Annotated in this window: 11 protein-coding genes; 10 read left to right on the top strand and 1 reads right to left on the bottom strand. The window is 39.4% G+C overall.

The window, feature by feature from the left end:
• Positions 1 to 118: 118 nt before the first annotated feature.
• The 4 genes from PH210_RS13925 to PH210_RS13910 all read left to right on the top strand — a co-directional run bounded on the left by PH210_RS13925 (position 119) and on the right by PH210_RS13910 (position 5,045).
• Positions 119 to 1,387: an ABC transporter substrate-binding protein gene (locus PH210_RS13925; RefSeq protein WP_289986246.1), complete on the top strand. Its 1,269-nt coding sequence runs from the start codon at positions 119 to 121 to the stop codon at positions 1,385 to 1,387.
• A 98-nt stretch (positions 1,388 to 1,485) separates the two neighbouring features.
• Positions 1,486 to 2,376 carry a carbohydrate ABC transporter permease gene (locus PH210_RS13920; protein WP_289986244.1) on the top strand — a complete coding sequence of 297 codons (891 nt, stop codon included), beginning with the start codon at positions 1,486 to 1,488 and terminating at the stop codon, positions 2,374 to 2,376.
• Between the two features lie 6 nt (positions 2,377 to 2,382).
• A complete protein-coding gene (locus PH210_RS13915; protein ID WP_289986242.1) occupies positions 2,383 to 3,213 on the top strand; it encodes a carbohydrate ABC transporter permease in 831 nt (276 codons plus the stop codon).
• A 23-nt stretch (positions 3,214 to 3,236) separates the two neighbouring features.
• Entirely contained in the window at positions 3,237 to 5,045 is a 1,809-nt protein-coding gene (locus tag PH210_RS13910) for a glycoside hydrolase family 2 protein (RefSeq protein WP_289986241.1), read from the top strand.
• A 45-nt stretch (positions 5,046 to 5,090) separates the two neighbouring features.
• On the opposite strand, the gene PH210_RS13905 is transcribed toward PH210_RS13910, so the two are convergent.
• Positions 5,091 to 6,314, bottom strand: coding sequence for an ROK family transcriptional regulator (locus PH210_RS13905; RefSeq protein ID WP_289986239.1), 1,224 nt, complete (start codon positions 6,312 to 6,314; stop codon positions 5,091 to 5,093).
• A gap of 174 nt (positions 6,315 to 6,488) precedes the next feature.
• Between PH210_RS13905 and PH210_RS13900 the strand changes: the two genes are divergently transcribed.
• From PH210_RS13900 to lacZ, 6 genes are all read left to right on the top strand, one after another.
• A complete protein-coding gene (locus PH210_RS13900; protein WP_289986238.1) occupies positions 6,489 to 8,021 on the top strand; it encodes a response regulator transcription factor in 1,533 nt (510 codons plus the stop codon).
• Between the two features lie 12 nt (positions 8,022 to 8,033).
• Positions 8,034 to 9,806 carry a sensor histidine kinase gene (locus tag PH210_RS13895; RefSeq protein WP_289986237.1) on the top strand — a complete coding sequence of 591 codons (1,773 nt, stop codon included), beginning with the start codon at positions 8,034 to 8,036 and terminating at the stop codon, positions 9,804 to 9,806.
• 184 nt (positions 9,807 to 9,990) lie between these two features.
• Positions 9,991 to 11,280 (top strand): ABC transporter substrate-binding protein, encoded by a 1,290-nt coding sequence (locus PH210_RS13890; protein ID WP_289986235.1) that lies wholly within the window; start codon positions 9,991 to 9,993, stop codon positions 11,278 to 11,280.
• Positions 11,281 to 11,428: 148 nt separating this feature from the next.
• A complete protein-coding gene (locus PH210_RS13885) occupies positions 11,429 to 12,358 on the top strand; it encodes a carbohydrate ABC transporter permease (RefSeq protein WP_483312114.1) in 930 nt (309 codons plus the stop codon).
• Positions 12,351 to 13,169 carry a carbohydrate ABC transporter permease gene (locus PH210_RS13880; RefSeq protein ID WP_289986234.1) on the top strand — a complete coding sequence of 273 codons (819 nt, stop codon included), beginning with the start codon at positions 12,351 to 12,353 and terminating at the stop codon, positions 13,167 to 13,169. The genes PH210_RS13885 and PH210_RS13880 overlap by 8 nt, the downstream gene beginning before the upstream one ends.
• A gap of 33 nt (positions 13,170 to 13,202) precedes the next feature.
• Positions 13,203 to 16,247, top strand: a complete 3,045-nt coding sequence (lacZ, locus tag PH210_RS13875; protein ID WP_289986232.1) for a beta-galactosidase, LacZ type — start codon at positions 13,203 to 13,205, stop codon at positions 16,245 to 16,247.
• The last annotated feature ends 34 nt before the right edge of the window (positions 16,248 to 16,281 follow it).

Below are 16,281 nucleotides of genomic sequence, written 5' to 3'. Positions count from 1 at the left end.
GATTAAGATAATGATAGTTAGTAAATTAATTTAATTAACTAATGAGGGACGTATATTATGGAACCAATTCCTCATTCTAGAAGTAAACTTACAATTTTCACCTAAGGGGGAGAAAAAGTTGAAAAAAAAGAAATGGCTTGGAATTGCTTTGACAGCTGCTCTTGCACTCGGATCATTGGCAGGTTGTTCTAGCGCGAAGGACACAAGTAAATCTGACGGGGGAAAAGGGGAGAAAATTACTTACTGGGCTCCATTCTCTGGTGCGGATGGTCCGCGGATGAAGACAATTGTTGAAAACTACAATAAGTCACAATCAAAATATCAAGTTGATTTACAAATTGTTCCACAATCAGACTATTATAAAACAGTTGACCTTGCTTTTTCTGGTCAAAAAAATGCACCTGATGTTTTAATCATGCACACTGACCAGCTCAAGAACTATGCTGATAAGAATTTATTAAAAGACTTAAGTGATACGATTGCTAAAACAGGCGTCAAGGCGGAAGATTATTCTGAAACAGCTTGGAAGGCTGGAGACATTGGCGGTAAACACTATAATATTCCTTTAGATATCCACCCGCTAGTCATGTATTATAACAAAGATTTATTTAAAGCAGCCGGTTTAGATCCGGAGAAGCCGCCAACCAACCGTGAAGAGTTCCTGGCCGATGCTAAAAAATTAACCGTTCCTTCTAAAAACCAATATGGTTTCGTTGTACCAACCCTATGGCCAAACCAATTCATTTTCCCGACTATTTTATTCCAAAATGGCGGAGAGCTAATGAAAGATGGTAAGCCAAACTATAACAGCCCTGAAGCGGTTGAAGCTCTAACTTTCTATCGGGATTTAATCACAAAAGATAAAGTTTCTCCTGCAAATGTTCAACAGGATGGCGAAGTGACACTATTCTTACAAGGTAAAAACGCTATGCACCTGAATGGTCCTTGGATGATGGAACAATGGGATAAAGCGGGCATCAACTATGGTGTAGCTCCTGTTCCACAGCTTGGCACGAAACAACAAGCTGTTTATGCAAATGCACATAATTTCGTTATTCCAGCAACTGTGAAGGACAGCAAGAAGTTAGATGGTATTACTGATTTCTTGAAATATGTAGCCGCAAATACAATGGAGTGGGCTAAATCTGGTCAAGCTCCAGCTTCAAAAGCGATTTATGAACAAAGTGAAGAATTTAAACAAATGAAGCAGCAGCCTATCGTAGCGAAAGAATTTGATTATGCTAAATTCGCTCCTGCCGTTGCTAACTGGGGACAATTATCTGACCCATTATGGGCGGAAGTAAACCTTGCCCTTCTAGGCAAAAAAGATCCACAAAAAGCATTAGACGATGCAAATAAAAAGGCTGAACAATTATTAAATAAGTAAACATGAAAGGAGGCGGACGGGAGGATAGTAAGACCTGTTCCGTCTCTTGTTTTATTACTAGATAACGTAGAAAAAAGTATTCGAAAGGAGGAAGGTGAATGAGAAATTCAGGCTGGAAATCACAATTAACTTCTAGTTTATTTGTACTTCCTTACTTGATATTGTTTGTTGTTTTTCTATTGATTCCTATTGGGTACGGGGCTTGGATGAGTTTACACAACTGGGATTTATTGAACCCTGTCCATGAATTTGTTGGTTTTAAAAATTACGCTAAAATTTTCGATTCTTCTTCCTATCTAAATGACTTGTTTTTGGAAGGTCTTAAAAATACGTTCCAATTCGTTGTATTTAGTGTTCCTTTATTAGTAGCTGTGGGATTAGGGCTGGCGTTGCTGGTGAATGCCCTCCCAGGAAAATTTAAAGGATTTTTCCGTACCGTTTACTTTATCCCATACGCAGTTTCCGTTTCAGTTGTGGCGATCATTTGGTTATGGCTCCTCGATACAAACAGCGGTCTGATTAATCAATACATGCAAAAGCTTGATTTGCCAATGATTCCTTGGTTGACAGATATGCCATGGGCCTGGATTTCACTTGTGATCGCAACACTCTGGTGGACAATCGGCTTTAACATGGTCATTTTCATTAATGCCCTAAATGATGTGTCCGAAGAGTTATATGAAGCGGGATCCCTGGACGGCGCATCCCGTTGGCAGCGATTTATTTACATTACTTTACCGAGTATTAAACCAACGATGTTGTTTGTCGTTATTACATCAACGATTGCCTCTTTTAACATTTACGGTCAACCATTCTTGATGACGCGCGGAGGTCCGGGAACTTCTACAAAAGTGCTTTTAATGAACATTGTAGATGAAGCGTTTAAGCAGCGGCAATTAGGAAATGCAGCCGCGATGTCATTACTTATGGCATTAATCATGATTGTTATTTCGGTATTTCAATTCAAAATTTCTAATCGAAAGGAGTAGTGCAGCATGCAAAGTAAAGGGTTTAAGGTCTTCATTATTATAATAGCGATTATTGTTGGCTTAATTTTTATCGTACCAATTTTATGGATGCTGGCTACTTCCTTTAAAACCGATCAGGAAGCCTTTACAGCCGGTATTAAGTGGATTCCTAAAGTATTTACACTAGAAAATTACCAGTTCAGCTTAGCAGGGAATTCAGATACACCAGTAATTCAATGGATGGGTAACTCTCTATTTGTTGGTATTGTTGGGACGTTAATTGTTCTTTTTGTCGATACATTAGCAGCGTATGGCCTCGCTCGTTTAGATATTCCTTTTAAAAAATTGCTTATTAGTATCTTTATTGGCTCCTTAACCATTCCGTGGGTTATTACGTTTTTACCATTATATATGGAGTTTAATAAGCTGGGGCTTTTAGATACGTATGCTGTATTGATACTTCCGTATTCAGCCAATGCATTTGGTGTATTTCTTCTTTATCAGTATTTCCGCGGTTTTCCAAAAGAGCTGGAGGAGGCTGCATTTCTTGATGGCGCTAATAAATGGCAGGTGTTTGTAAAAGTCGTTCTTCCTTCTGCACGCCCAGTCATTTGGACTCTTGCCATTTTCACTTTTATGGGGATTTACAATGACTTCCTATGGCCGCTTGTTACAACGAATTCTCCTGAAATGCGGACGATTACAACAGGAATTGCCATCATGCAGCAAGGAAGCTTTGTTTCTTCACCTGGCAGGTTGATGGCCTTAACTTCGATTGCAACCATACCAGCCGTACTATTGTTTATTATTGGTCAGCGTTCCTTTATTAAAGGCGTGACGCAATCAGGAATTAAATAGGATTAGTAGGAAGGATTGATAATATGTCTACACCCCGCAATGAGTACCCAAGACCACAGTTGGTGAGAAAAGAGTGGGTCAATTTAAACGGCGAATGGGACTTCGCCTTTGATGATGATAATGTTGGCTTAAAAAATAAATGGTTCCAAATAGAAGCTCCATATGATAAAAAAATAAATGTGCCTTTTGCTTATCAAACAAAATTAAGCGGAATCCAGGATCCATCCTTCCATGACTTTGTATGGTATCGCCGGGATTTTACTGTGCCTCAAAACTGGAAAGATCAGAGGGTGGTCCTTCATTTTGGAGCAGTAGATTACCGCGCTTGGGTATATGTAAATGGGCAGTATGCTGGTTTTCATGAAGGAGGCCACGTTTCCTTCTCACTAGATATTACCCATCTTTTAACTTGGGGTAATGAGACCGTGGCAGTAAGAGTGGAAGATCCGTCAATAGACGAAACAATACCACGAGGAAAGCAATTCTGGGTGGAACAATCGGATTCCATTTGGTACACACGTACAACTGGGATATGGCAAACCGTTTGGCTGGAGCCGGTAAGCCTTACAAGTATTTCTAAATTGAGATTAACGCCAGACATAGACCGTGGCGATATTATTGTAGAGTTCGAGGCTGCAGGTGAATTTATTCACAAAACAGCAGACATTGAAATTAGTTTTAAAGGGGAAAAGGTAGCAAAGGACACGATTGAACTATTTGAATCCTATAACAAGCGTGCTATTAACCTCTATAACCGCCAAATTTTCAGAACTTCTTTCCATCATATTGGCTGGAATTGGTCACCTGAGAATCCAAATTTATTTGACATTAAAGTCACGCTAAAGGACGAAGCAAATCAAATCGTTTTAGACGAAGTAGATTCCTACTTCGGGATGAGAAAGGTTCATATTGAAAATGGCATGGTCTATTTAAATAACAAGCCATACTATCAAAAATTAGTTCTTGACCAAGGGTATTGGCCAGAGGGTTTATTAACGGCCCCAACCGATGAAGATTTAAAAAGGGATATTGAATTGGCATTAGAAATGGGCTTTAACGGGTGCAGAAAGCATCAAAAAGTAGAGGATCCGCGCTTCCTTTTTTGGGCAGATAAGCTAGGTTTCCTAGTTTGGGGAGAATGTGCAGCATTCCCATCTTATAGTGAAGATGCGGCTTCAAGATTAACAAAAGAATGGCTCGAAATCATTGAACGGGATTACAATCATCCATCTATCGTCGCTTGGGTTCCTGTAAATGAAAGCTGGGGAGTACCATTTATTAAAGGCAACAAACAGCAGCAACACCATTCTTTAGCAATGTACCATTTGATTCATTCACTTGATACGACTCGTTTAGTCATCTCAAATGATGGCTGGGAGCTAACAGAAACGGATATTTGCGCAATCCATAATTATAATCATGGATCAGACGATGAAAAAGCAAAGTATGAAGCCTTTAAAGATTCATTGGCCACAAAAGAGAATCTACTAAACTCTAAGCCAGCTAACCGTGGCATTTATGCCGATGGATTTGAGCATAAAGGAGAACCAATTCTTTTAACTGAGTTCGGAGGAATTGGCTTTAAAGTGGGCGAAGATAATGGCTGGGGCTATACATCTGTAAGAGATGAATCCGAGTTTATTGCCGATTATCGCAGGGTGATGGAAGCAGTTTATGCTTCAAAAGCGTTACATGGCTATTGTTACACGCAGCTAACGGACGTGGAACAAGAAATCAATGGCTTATTAACCTATGATAGAAAGCCAAAATGTGAATTGGCGAAGATAAAAGAATTAAATGATATTTGGCATTCTAATATTGTCAGAATCTAAAATAGAAATGCAAAAAAGAGTTGGATCATCCGTATCCAACTCTTTTTATATTTCATCTGTTTTGAACATTTTTTGTAATACCAAGGTTACTGCCCCTAATACCATACCGGTTTTTCCTAAGTTTGAACACACAACAGAAATATCTTCATTGGAACTTTTAAAAGTATATTTTTCGATACTTTTTTTGAGTGGAGCTAAAACAAAATCTCCTGCTTCGAAAATACTTCCTTCCACAATCAGTTTTGCTGGCTTAAGAATATTAATCATGTTGGCTGCAGCTAGCCCGAGGGATTGGCCGGCTTCTTCTAATACTAATTTAGCAAAGAAATCATCTTCCCTTGCAGCTTTAAAAATCATTTTTAAATCAAGCTCATCTATTCTATCCTTCAACCATTCATGAAGAAGCGAATCAGAATGATTCCTTAGCTCAGCCTTTACTCTGTTAAGGATGGCTGATTCTGATGCATAAGCTTCCAAACAGCCGTTATTCCCGCATTGGCATTTTGGACCGTTGACATCTAAAATGGTATGTCCTATTTCTCCTGCCGTATTAAATGAGCTTTTATAAATTTCATTATTAATATAGATACCTGAACCAATCCCTCGTCCTACACTAAGAGAGATAAAATCAGACACACCTTGTCCTTGTCCAAACCAACTTTCCGCTTTGGCTAATGCGCGTACATCATTTTCGACTATAACAGGAATATCGAACTCATTTTCTAAGGTATCTTTTATCGGTATATTTTCTAAATGTAAATGAGGAGAAAAAATGGCTATGCCTTTATCCGGGTCTACTAGGCCGTGCATGGCAAAACCAATGCCAAGGATTAAATCCTTCTCTACATTTGTATGTCTTAGGATTTGATGAATGGTCTCAATGATCATGCTCATAAATTCAACTTTAGAAGGGAGCTCAGTAATATCCTTACTAAAATCGGATACTATGTTCCCATCCATTGTAGTCAAAATAACTCGAATAACCTCCGCTGCAGCATAGACTCCGATTATATAATGGGCAGAATAGTTGATTCGAAGCATGATTGGCTTTCTTCCGCCTGACGTTGAGCTGGTAGATTGTTCCTCTGTAATCAGATTTTTTTCAATTAATTCACTAACTAATGAACTTACTGTCGGTGGAGTTAACTTTGTTAATTTGGCAATTTCCGCTCTTGAAATCGGTTCTCTTAATCGAATCATGTTTAAAACAGTGGATTGATTCAGCAATTTCATTCTTTCAAAACTTCCGGTTTTGGTATCGAAACTCATATTACATCACGCCTTTTTTTGCAGTACCTTCCTTTAATCATATCATATGTAAGCATTAAAAAGTAACCGCCTTCAATAGGTGGGAATTTTTTCAACGCTATTTCAGATGATTATTGTATTATAAAATAAATATTAGATATTTCAAAAAACATGGAACCATTAGGGGGGATTGGGATGACAGCAGTGAACCAATGCAGGACGCTGATTGTTGACGATGAAATGCTAATCAGACAAGGGATTAAACATTATATCGATTGGGAGAAGGAAGGTTTCACGGTTGTGGGGGAAGCTTCTAATGGACAAGAAGCACTTGAATTGATAGAGTCGGCTAATCCCCATATCATCATTACCGATATTGTCATGCCCATCATGGATGGAGAAGAATTAACAAGAATCGTCAAGGAAAGATACCCTCAGATTGAAATCATCATCCTGAGTAGTTTTGGTGAATTCGACTATGTTCGTTCCACTTTCCAAAATGGAGTGGTTGATTACATTTTGAAGCCGAAGCTGGATGCACAAATCCTATTAAAAGCTTTGAAGACAGCATCAAGCCGAATCCCTGCGTTTCAGAAAGCAGACAAACAAGCAGATGCCCGCCTCTCAATCGGTCAAATTATCCAAAAGTTAATATCGGGGTATGAAGCAAATTTTGATGTGGGTTCAGTATCAGAAGCCTTTCCATACAGCCATTACTGCCTATTAGGTGTTGACCTTAAAAAACAGCAGACCGACATACTAAAAAAATTGGAGGAGGCGCTTCTCCATTCTATCGGTCAAGTTGCACATTATTCATATAGTGTTGACCTCAATATTCAGGTCCTATTATTAAATGTTAACGAAGAAAATATAACCGAAGTGATGAACTTCGCCTCAACATTTGCAATTGCGAATCCTGGGATTGGCTTAGTGCTGACTGAAGAATTTTTGGATTTTTCTCAAATAGGAACAATCTACAAAGAAAGTCTGTTAAAACTAATAAACTATCGTTTTTATTTCCCTCAACTGCCATTCTTATCGAAAAAGGATTTGCCGGAGCTTCCGATTAAGAAAGAAAATTTCAATTTGGATTGGTTTACGGAAGAATTTAAACGGAAGAATTTTGATGCGGCTATCCAAAATTTACATGATCATGTTTCCTTTTTATCAAAGTGTTACACAACAGATGTTTATGAATATAAGGCTTTCTTTGGAAACATTATTTTTAACATAACTATCCTGTTAAGTAATATGGAATATAACGTTAAACAATTAGAAGATGCCAGGTATTCCTATTTTAAATCGATCGAAAATGCAAGTAATGCAGTAGAAGTTGCGACCCTGTTGAATCAGTTTATCGAGGAAGCCAAAACATGTATAATTTCGACCAAAACGGAGCCTGACAATCTAAACATGAAAAAGATAATGGAATATATACGGAACCATTATGCAGAACCGATTACCCTGAAGGATGTCGCCAAACAATTTCATTTTAATCCTTCGTATCTATCAAACTATTTTTCAACCCATAATAATAAAGGGTTTATTGAATATTTGAATAAGATTCGGATTGAGGAAGCGGCTAAACTACTTATCCAAGGGACAGTATCCATTTCTGAAATCAGCGGAATGGTCGGCTACTCTGATCACAGTTATTTTTGTAAGGTATTTAAGAAAATTAAGGGAGTATCACCGAGCCAATACAAACGAAAACAAACCTTAAGATAAGAGATGATATCCATGATGCTTATTCCAAATCGCTTTAAACATAACAACCTGTTTATCATTATGTTCCTCATTACAGTTCTTATGATTGTAATCGTTTCCGTCACAATCACGTGGATGACCATTCGCATGTCAGAGCAATTCTTTTTTGAAAAGTTCAGTATTACGAATTCGAAGGTTATGAATCAAGTAAAAGAGAGCTTCGAGTCGTTTCATTATTCAATCGTAATTGCGTCAAACAACCTCCTGCAAAGCGGCAATCTCAAGAAAATACTAACGGAGGAAGGCTCCAATACGGAAAAAATGAATGCCATTTTTACGATAGGCCAGCAAATGGAACATATCCAATCCAATTTAAACGCCTATGAAGTTGAAATCATTGTTACCGGGAAAAATGGGCTAAGCTATGCAACTGATCGCAGGTACTGGCCAATATCAGATGAAGAATTAAAGTATAGTCATCTGACTCGCAATACGTTTAACAACCCGAAAAGGCTCTTGTATCAGTATGACCACCGATTAGTCCAGACTTCAGAGGATGGTGATGGAAATGTCATTGTTGCCTCCAAAGCACTGATGGACCGTTTATCAGGAACGATTTATGGTTCAATGTATTTTGCGATTCAAGAGAGAGAGTTCAGAAAGTTTTACTCGAGCTACACCACACCTGGAAATAATGTTGTCATGGCAGACAGGCAGGGAGTGATTGTGTCGAGTAACATATCGAAGCTCATTGGGAAAAAAGATGAACAGCTTGTAAACTATGCAGCAAAAATCGAAAAAGGCTCTAACAATTACACCATCGAAAAATTCATGGGAAAGGATCAAATTATCACGATGGAATACCTTCCATCCTTCGATATGTTCCTTTTTAATATCATTGATAAACAAAAGGCAGTCGGCGATCTGATTAATAAAAAGGCGATTGTTCTGATCTCGATGGGAATTGTTTTTGCTGCTCTAATTATCGTGTTTTTAGCCTCTAGACGAGTAACAAATTCGCTTTCGAAACTGGTGAAGCAAATCGGAAATGCTCCGAAACACAACTTCGACCAATATGTTGCTGTTACCGGCACATATGAAACAAGACAAATTGGCAATGCCTTTAACTCGATGCTTGATGAACTGCATGATTATGTTAAGCAACTGGTTTTGGCACAGAAACAACAGCGTAACGCCGAACTGGCTGCCCTTCAGCAGCAAATTAATCCACATTTCTTATACAATACATTGACTTCCATTAAATTCATGGTTCAGCAGGGTGTGAAGGAAGAAACAGAGGAAGTTATTAATGCCCTTATATCCTTGCTGCAGAATACGATTGGTAATGTCAGTGAAACCATTACAGTTCAACAGGAATTAGAGAACTTAAAAAATTACGTGTTAATCAATCAAAAACGATATGGGAACCGAATAAATGTAAACTATTTCGTTTCACCGGATTGCAGGGAATATCCTATCCCAAAATTAATTTTACAGCCTTTCATCGAAAATTCTTTCTTTCATGGTTTTAATAAAAAGGCTAATGGGTATATCAATGTTCTTGTTTGGCAGGAGGGGGCCAATCTAATTTGTGAAGTGGTCGATAACGGAGACGGAATGGAAGTTTCCTCAGAAAACAAACTTCCGAATACAAAGAGGAAACAGGCGCTTTTCTCCGGCATTGGAGTCCGGAATGTCCATGAACGCATTCAGCTTATTTATGGGGAAGCATTCGGGGTAACCATTTCCAGTGAACTGGGTGAAGGGACAAAAGTTCGGATCACGCTTCCTTGTTCGACTTTGTAAAAAAAATCTTAGAATCTAAAAAAAGTACAAATTTAGTAAAATGGAAGCGCATTCAACTCGTAAAAATATTACCAACTCTAAAAAATATCGTCCTAACGGTAAAGCCCCAGCAGGTGCTACGATAGTACTTGTAAGGAGATAACGCTTACAAAAACACATTAGATACGCTTGGGGGGAATATTGAATGAAAAAAGTATTAGCACTATTTTTAGTAAGTATTTTACTTTTAACTGCTTGTTCTTCTGGATCAAAGGATAAACAAGCTTCAGGCGAGTCAAAAGATACGAAGGAAATTACCGTATGGGCATGGGACCCGAATTTTAACATTAAAGCAATGAATCTGGCAAAAGAAGCCTATAAATCTGAAAATCCTGATCTTAAGATTAAGGTAGTTGAAAATGCTCAAGCAGACATCGTTCAAAAGCTAAACACCAGCTTAAGCTCTGGAACTACGAAAGGCCTGCCGAATATTGTGTTGATTGAGGATTATCGGGCGCAAAGCTTCTTGAAAGCCTATCCGGACATGTTCCAGGAACTGACTGGTTCTTTCAACCCAGAAGACTTTGCTCAGTATAAAATGGCTCCAACCAGCTTGGACGGCAAAAACTATGGACTTCCATTCGACACTGGCGTAACTGGATTATATGTTAGAACGGATTATTTAGAAAAAGCCGGCTACAAAGTAGCTGATTTACAAAATATCGACTGGAATAAGTACATTGAGATTGGTAAAAAGGTAAAAGCAGCAACTGGTAAAGTCATGCTGACACAGGATCCAAAAGACCTTGGACTTATCCGCATGATGATTCAGTCAAGTGGTGCTTGGTATTTAAAGAAGGATGGGGTTACACCTGACTTAGCTGGTAATGCAGCTTTAAAAGAAGCATTCAAAACATACAAAGAAATTTTAGATGCTGATTTAGTGAAACCTGTTTCTGACTGGAGCCAGTTTGTCGCAGGATTTAACAGCGGGGATGTTGCAACTGTTCCAACTGGGAACTGGATTACACCATCCATTAAATCTGAAGCCTCCCAATCTGGCAAATGGGCAGTTGTGCCAATGCCAAAACAATCTGGAATTGCAAGTTCGGTAAACGCATCAAACCTAGGTGGAAGCTCTTGGTACGTCCTTAACGTTCCAGGAAAAGAAAAAGCAGTGGATTTCCTTGCTAAAACCTTTGGTTCCAATGTTGACTTCTACCAGACTTTGAATAAAGAAATCGGTGCCATTGGTACCTATAAGCCAGCTGCAGAAGGGGAAGCCTATAAGGCATCCGATGATTTCTTTGGAGGACAAAAAATCATTACTGATTTTGCTAACTGGACTGAGCAAATTCCACAAGTAAACTATGGTTTGCATACGTATGCCATTGAAGATATTTTAGCAGTTGGAATGCAGGACTACCTTAAAGGAAAAGACCTTGATAAGGTGTTAGAGGACGCTCAAAAACAAGCCGAAGAACAAATTAAATAAACCTAACATCTAAAAAATAATAAAGAAGTAAGCCTCGGAAATTCGCCGGCTTCTCCTATACGGTTTAACGGTAACGGAGCTAACTGTTTGATCAGGCGATTCGTTCTGAGGCTGTTTCTTTTATTGACAAGGTAAGGAGTCGATCGAAGTGATTACAGCTAAAGTTAATCAAAACCAGGCGCTGAAAACGGCAAAATCAGGCCGAAAAATTCGAGCGAAAAATACTGCAATCGGCTGGTCCTTTGTGACGATTGCATCTCTCATGATTTGCTTATTTTATTTCTATCCAATGGTTCAAGCACTTATCTTATCCTTTCAATCTGGTACTGGCGCGAATCTGACCTTTACAGGTCTTGATAATTATGCACGGTTATTGAAGGATCCGACATTCTTAACGACAGTGAAAAATACTGTTATTTATCTCGTCATTCAAGTGCCTATCATGATCATTCTTGCTTTATTTCTTTCTGTTTTACTGAATAATAAAACGCTGAAGTATAAGGGATTATTCCGAACTGCTATTTTCCTTCCCTGTGTAACCTCGCTTGTCGCGTATTCGGTTATCTTTAAGTATCTGTTCGGACAGGATGGCATTATCAACATTATGTTAATGAAGCTTTCGCTTATTTCTGAGCCGATCCAGTGGCTGACAGATCCCTTCTGGGCAAAAATTGCCATCATTGTGGCGATTACATGGAGATGGACTGGCTATAACATGATCTTTTATTTATCTGCTTTGCAAAACGTGGATGAATCAATTTATGAAGCAGCGAAAATCGATGGAGCTTCATCGATTCAGCAGTTTTTCAAAATTACGATTCCGATGCTTAAGCCGATTATCTTGTTTACGTCGATTACCTCAACAATTGGTACGCTTCAATTGTTTGATGAAGTCATGAACATTACAAAGGGTGGACCGGGAAATGCGACGATGACGATTTCTCAATATATTTATAATCTATCATTTAAATATACACCTGACTTTGGCTATGCAGCTACTGTCTCCTATGCCATCGTCATCATGATTGTCATTTTCTCTATCATTCAGTTTAAAGTGGCAGGTGATAAAAATGAGTAAACGGATCTTTAGTTATACAGTCCTTATTATCGCTTCCATTGTATCGATATTCCCATTTTTATGGATGATTGTTAGTTCCACCAATAAGTCAGTGGATGTAACGAAAGGAAGATTGCTGCCAGGCACTCATTTTATCGAGAATCTTCAAAATCTGTTGAATACGGTCGATCTTATCCCGGCATTAATCAACTCAACTAAAATCTCGATTATTACAACGGTTCTTGCGATGCTGATTGCCTCCTTAGCTGGATATGGATTTGAAATTTTTAAAAGCAGGACAAAAGACTTTTTATTCAACTTTTTGCTCCTTTCCATGATGATTCCTTTTGCAGCGCTGATGGTTCCGTTATTCCGGATGTTTGGGACAATATCACAATCTGTTCCGATTATCGGCATTGATACTAAGACAGCTGTTATCCTACCAACGGTTACTACTGCTTTTCTTATCTTTTTCTTTCGACAAAGTACTAAAATGTTCCCGAAGGAAATATTGGAAGCAGGGAGGATTGACGGATTAACCGAATTAGGAGTCTTTTTTAGAATTTATGTTCCAACGATGAAAACGACCTATGCGGCAGCAGCGATTATTACATTCATGGCTAGCTGGAATAGCTATCTATGGCCCCTTGTTATTTTGCAATCTCCTGAAAATCAGACGATTCCGCTGCTCATTTCCAATCTTGGTTCCAGCTATTCACCCGACTTTGGAATGATTATGACTGCGATTGTGATTGCAACCCTGCCAGCAGCACTTATTTTCTTCATTATGCAAAAACATTTTGTTGCGGGTATGATGGGCTCTGTGAAATAGTGGAATAAAAATAGTTAGGAAGTGTACTAGATTATGTCAACGATTTCAAAAATAAAGAAAACCATTCCATCATTAGACTGGCTGACCGATTTAAATGTGTTCGCTGTTAATCGACTCCCGGCACACTCGGATCACTATTTTTACGAGACAATGGAAGAAGCGAAAAATGCAGCCCCAATGAAGTGTCGTTTTGATTTAAACGGAGATTGGAAATTCATTTACAATATCAATCCGAACAACCGTCCGGCCGATTTTTATAAGCTCGAATTTAATTGTTCCGGCTGGGGAAACATCTCCGTTCCTGGACATATTCAGCTACAAGGGTATGGGAAACCGCAATATGTAAATACGATGTACCCTTGGGATGGGCATAATGAAATCCGTCCGCCGGAGATTCCTGCGGATCATAATCCAGTCGGCAGCTATGTGAAGTTTTTTAATATTCCAGCCAATATGTTAAATAAGCCGGTTTATATTTCCTTTCAAGGAGTAGAATCTGCCTTCTATATGTGGGTGAATGGTGAATTTGTCGGCTATAGTGAGGACTCATTTACCCCTTCAGAGTTTGAGCTTACTCCTTATCTTGTAGAAGGAGAAAATAAGCTTGCCGTAGAGGTCTACCAAAGAAGCACGGGCAGCTGGCTTGAGGATCAGGACTTTTGGAGATTTTCAGGTATTTTCCGTGATGTGTATCTTTACACCGTTCCTGAGGTACATGTTACAGATTTACATGTTCGTCCAGAGTTGGACGCAACTTTTACAAAAGGTACACTTGCTGCGGATATCAAGATTCAAGGGACTGCTTCCAAGATCACTGCGGAATTAGTTGATGCCAATGGAGTTCGGGTGGCAAGCACAAATGGTGAACAGCTTAATGGAAAATGGACGGTAACACTTCAACTGGACAATCCAGAGCTATGGAGTGCAGAGAGTCCATATTTATACAAATTATATATTCAACTCTTTAATGAATCTGGAAGTTTGGCAGAGGCAGTACCCCAAAAGGTCGGCTTTAGAAGGTTTGAACTTGTGGATAAGATTATGTGCTTAAATGGGAAACGGATTGTGTTTAAAGGAGTAAACCGTCATGAATTTAATCCACGCCGCGGCCGGGCGATTACAAAGGAAGATATGCTGTGGGATATTAAAACCCTGAAGCGTCACAATATGAATGCCGTTCGGACCTCACATTATCCGAATCAGAGTTATTGGTACGAGTTATGTGATGAGTACGGAGTCTATGTCATCGACGAGATGAATTTGGAAACACATGGATCATGGCAAAAGATGGGAGCTGTTGAGCCATCCTGGAACATTCCGGGCAATAAGCCCGAATGGGAGCCCATCGTCATGGACCGTGCGATCTCGATGGTTGAGCGGGATAAGAATCACCCATCCATTTTGATTTGGTCCTGTGGCAATGAATCTTATGCCGGGGAAGTCATCCTTAATGTCTCAAAATATTTCAAGAAGGCAGACCCAAGCCGCCTTGTCCATTATGAGGGTGTTTTTCACAATCGCGCTTACAATGATACAAGTGATATGGAAAGCCGTATGTATGCAAAACCTGCGGACATTGAAAAGTATTTAACGGAAAACCCAGAAAAGCCTTATATTAGCTGTGAGTACATGCATGCGATGGGAAATTCGCTTGGCGGCATGTACAAATATACGGACTTAGAACAAAAGTATCCAATGTACCAAGGCGGATTTATTTGGGATTACATTGATCAGGCAATTTATAAGAATGACCGTTATGGAAGAGAATTCCTTGCATATGGGGGTGATTTTGGGGATCGTCCGACTGATTACGGCTTCTGTACGAATGGTATTGTGTATGCGAATCGTAAACTTTCACCAAAAATGCAGGAAGTAAAATTTTTATATCAAAATTTCAAGCTGGTACCAGATAAGAATGGGGTTACAATCAAAAATGAAAGCCTGTTCTCCAATACAGAAGACTTTGTGCTTGAATATGGTCTTTTCTTTGAGGGCCAAGAATTGTACCGAAATACTCTTGAAGCGGCTGTAGAACCTCAAAGTCAGGGGTACTATGAATTCAATTTACCTGATAACATTGATACCCTTTCGGGTGAGTATTCTGTTCAAGCATCATTAAAGCTTCAGGAAAACACACTTTGGGCAGATGCAGGGTATGAGATTGCCTTTGGACAGTTTGTATATCAGGCGGGTTCAAGGGAAACTGTTCCTGTTAAGGGAGAGTTGAGGGCAGTCAATGGTGACGTCAATATTGGTGTTCACGGCCGAGATTTTACGGTGATGTTTTCGAAGCAAGTTGGAAGTTTAATTTCACTGAACTATGCTGGCAGAGAAATGATTGCTCTTCCACCGGCACCATTATTCTGGAGAGCGACAACGGATAATGATCGAGGCTTTTCTCAGAGCTACCATTCAGGGCTTTGGTACGCTGCGAGCCTGGCTCGAAAGTGTGTAAAGATCGAATTGGAAGAAAAGGGCGGTCATGTAAGCGTTGGGTTTACTTATAAATTCTCAATTAATGATGATATTGAAGTAATTACTGTTTACACTGTTTATCCAGATGGAAGCGTCAAGGTTCGTTCTAAGTATAAAGGTGCTGAGAAATTGCCGCAGCTGCCCATTTTTGCAGTGTCCTTTAAGGTTCCAGCTAATTATGACCAGCTTGAATGGTATACGATGGGGCCAGAAGAGAATTACTCTGACCGAAACAGGGGAGCAAGATTAGGTATTTATAAAAATCATGTAGCAGATAATCTTTCAGGCTATGTGTTGCCGCAGGAATCGGGCAACCGAACCGGAGTACGCCGTGTGAGCGTGACAGACAAAGAGGGAAAAGGAATCCGAATTTCTTCAGTGACAGAACCGCTTGAATGCAATTTCTCACCTTATACAGCATTTGAGCTTGAGAATGCTCAGCATGTTTTCGAGCTGCCGAATGTTCATTATACCGTGGTGACGGTGGCAGGCAGGCAGATGGGTGTTGGCGGGGACGACAGCTGGGGGGCGCCAGTTCACAGCGAACATCTCATTCAGGCAGAACAGGATATGGAATTTGAGTTTATGATTCAGCCAATTTGAATATTAAAATAGGGGGTATCATGAGCCCCCTATT

It is taken from the genome of Paenibacillus sp. BSR1-1 (genome assembly GCF_030403775.1).
Lineage (GTDB): Bacteria > Bacillota > Bacilli > Bacillales > Cytobacillaceae > Neobacillus.
This window is presented reverse-complemented; position numbering and strand designations above follow the sequence as displayed.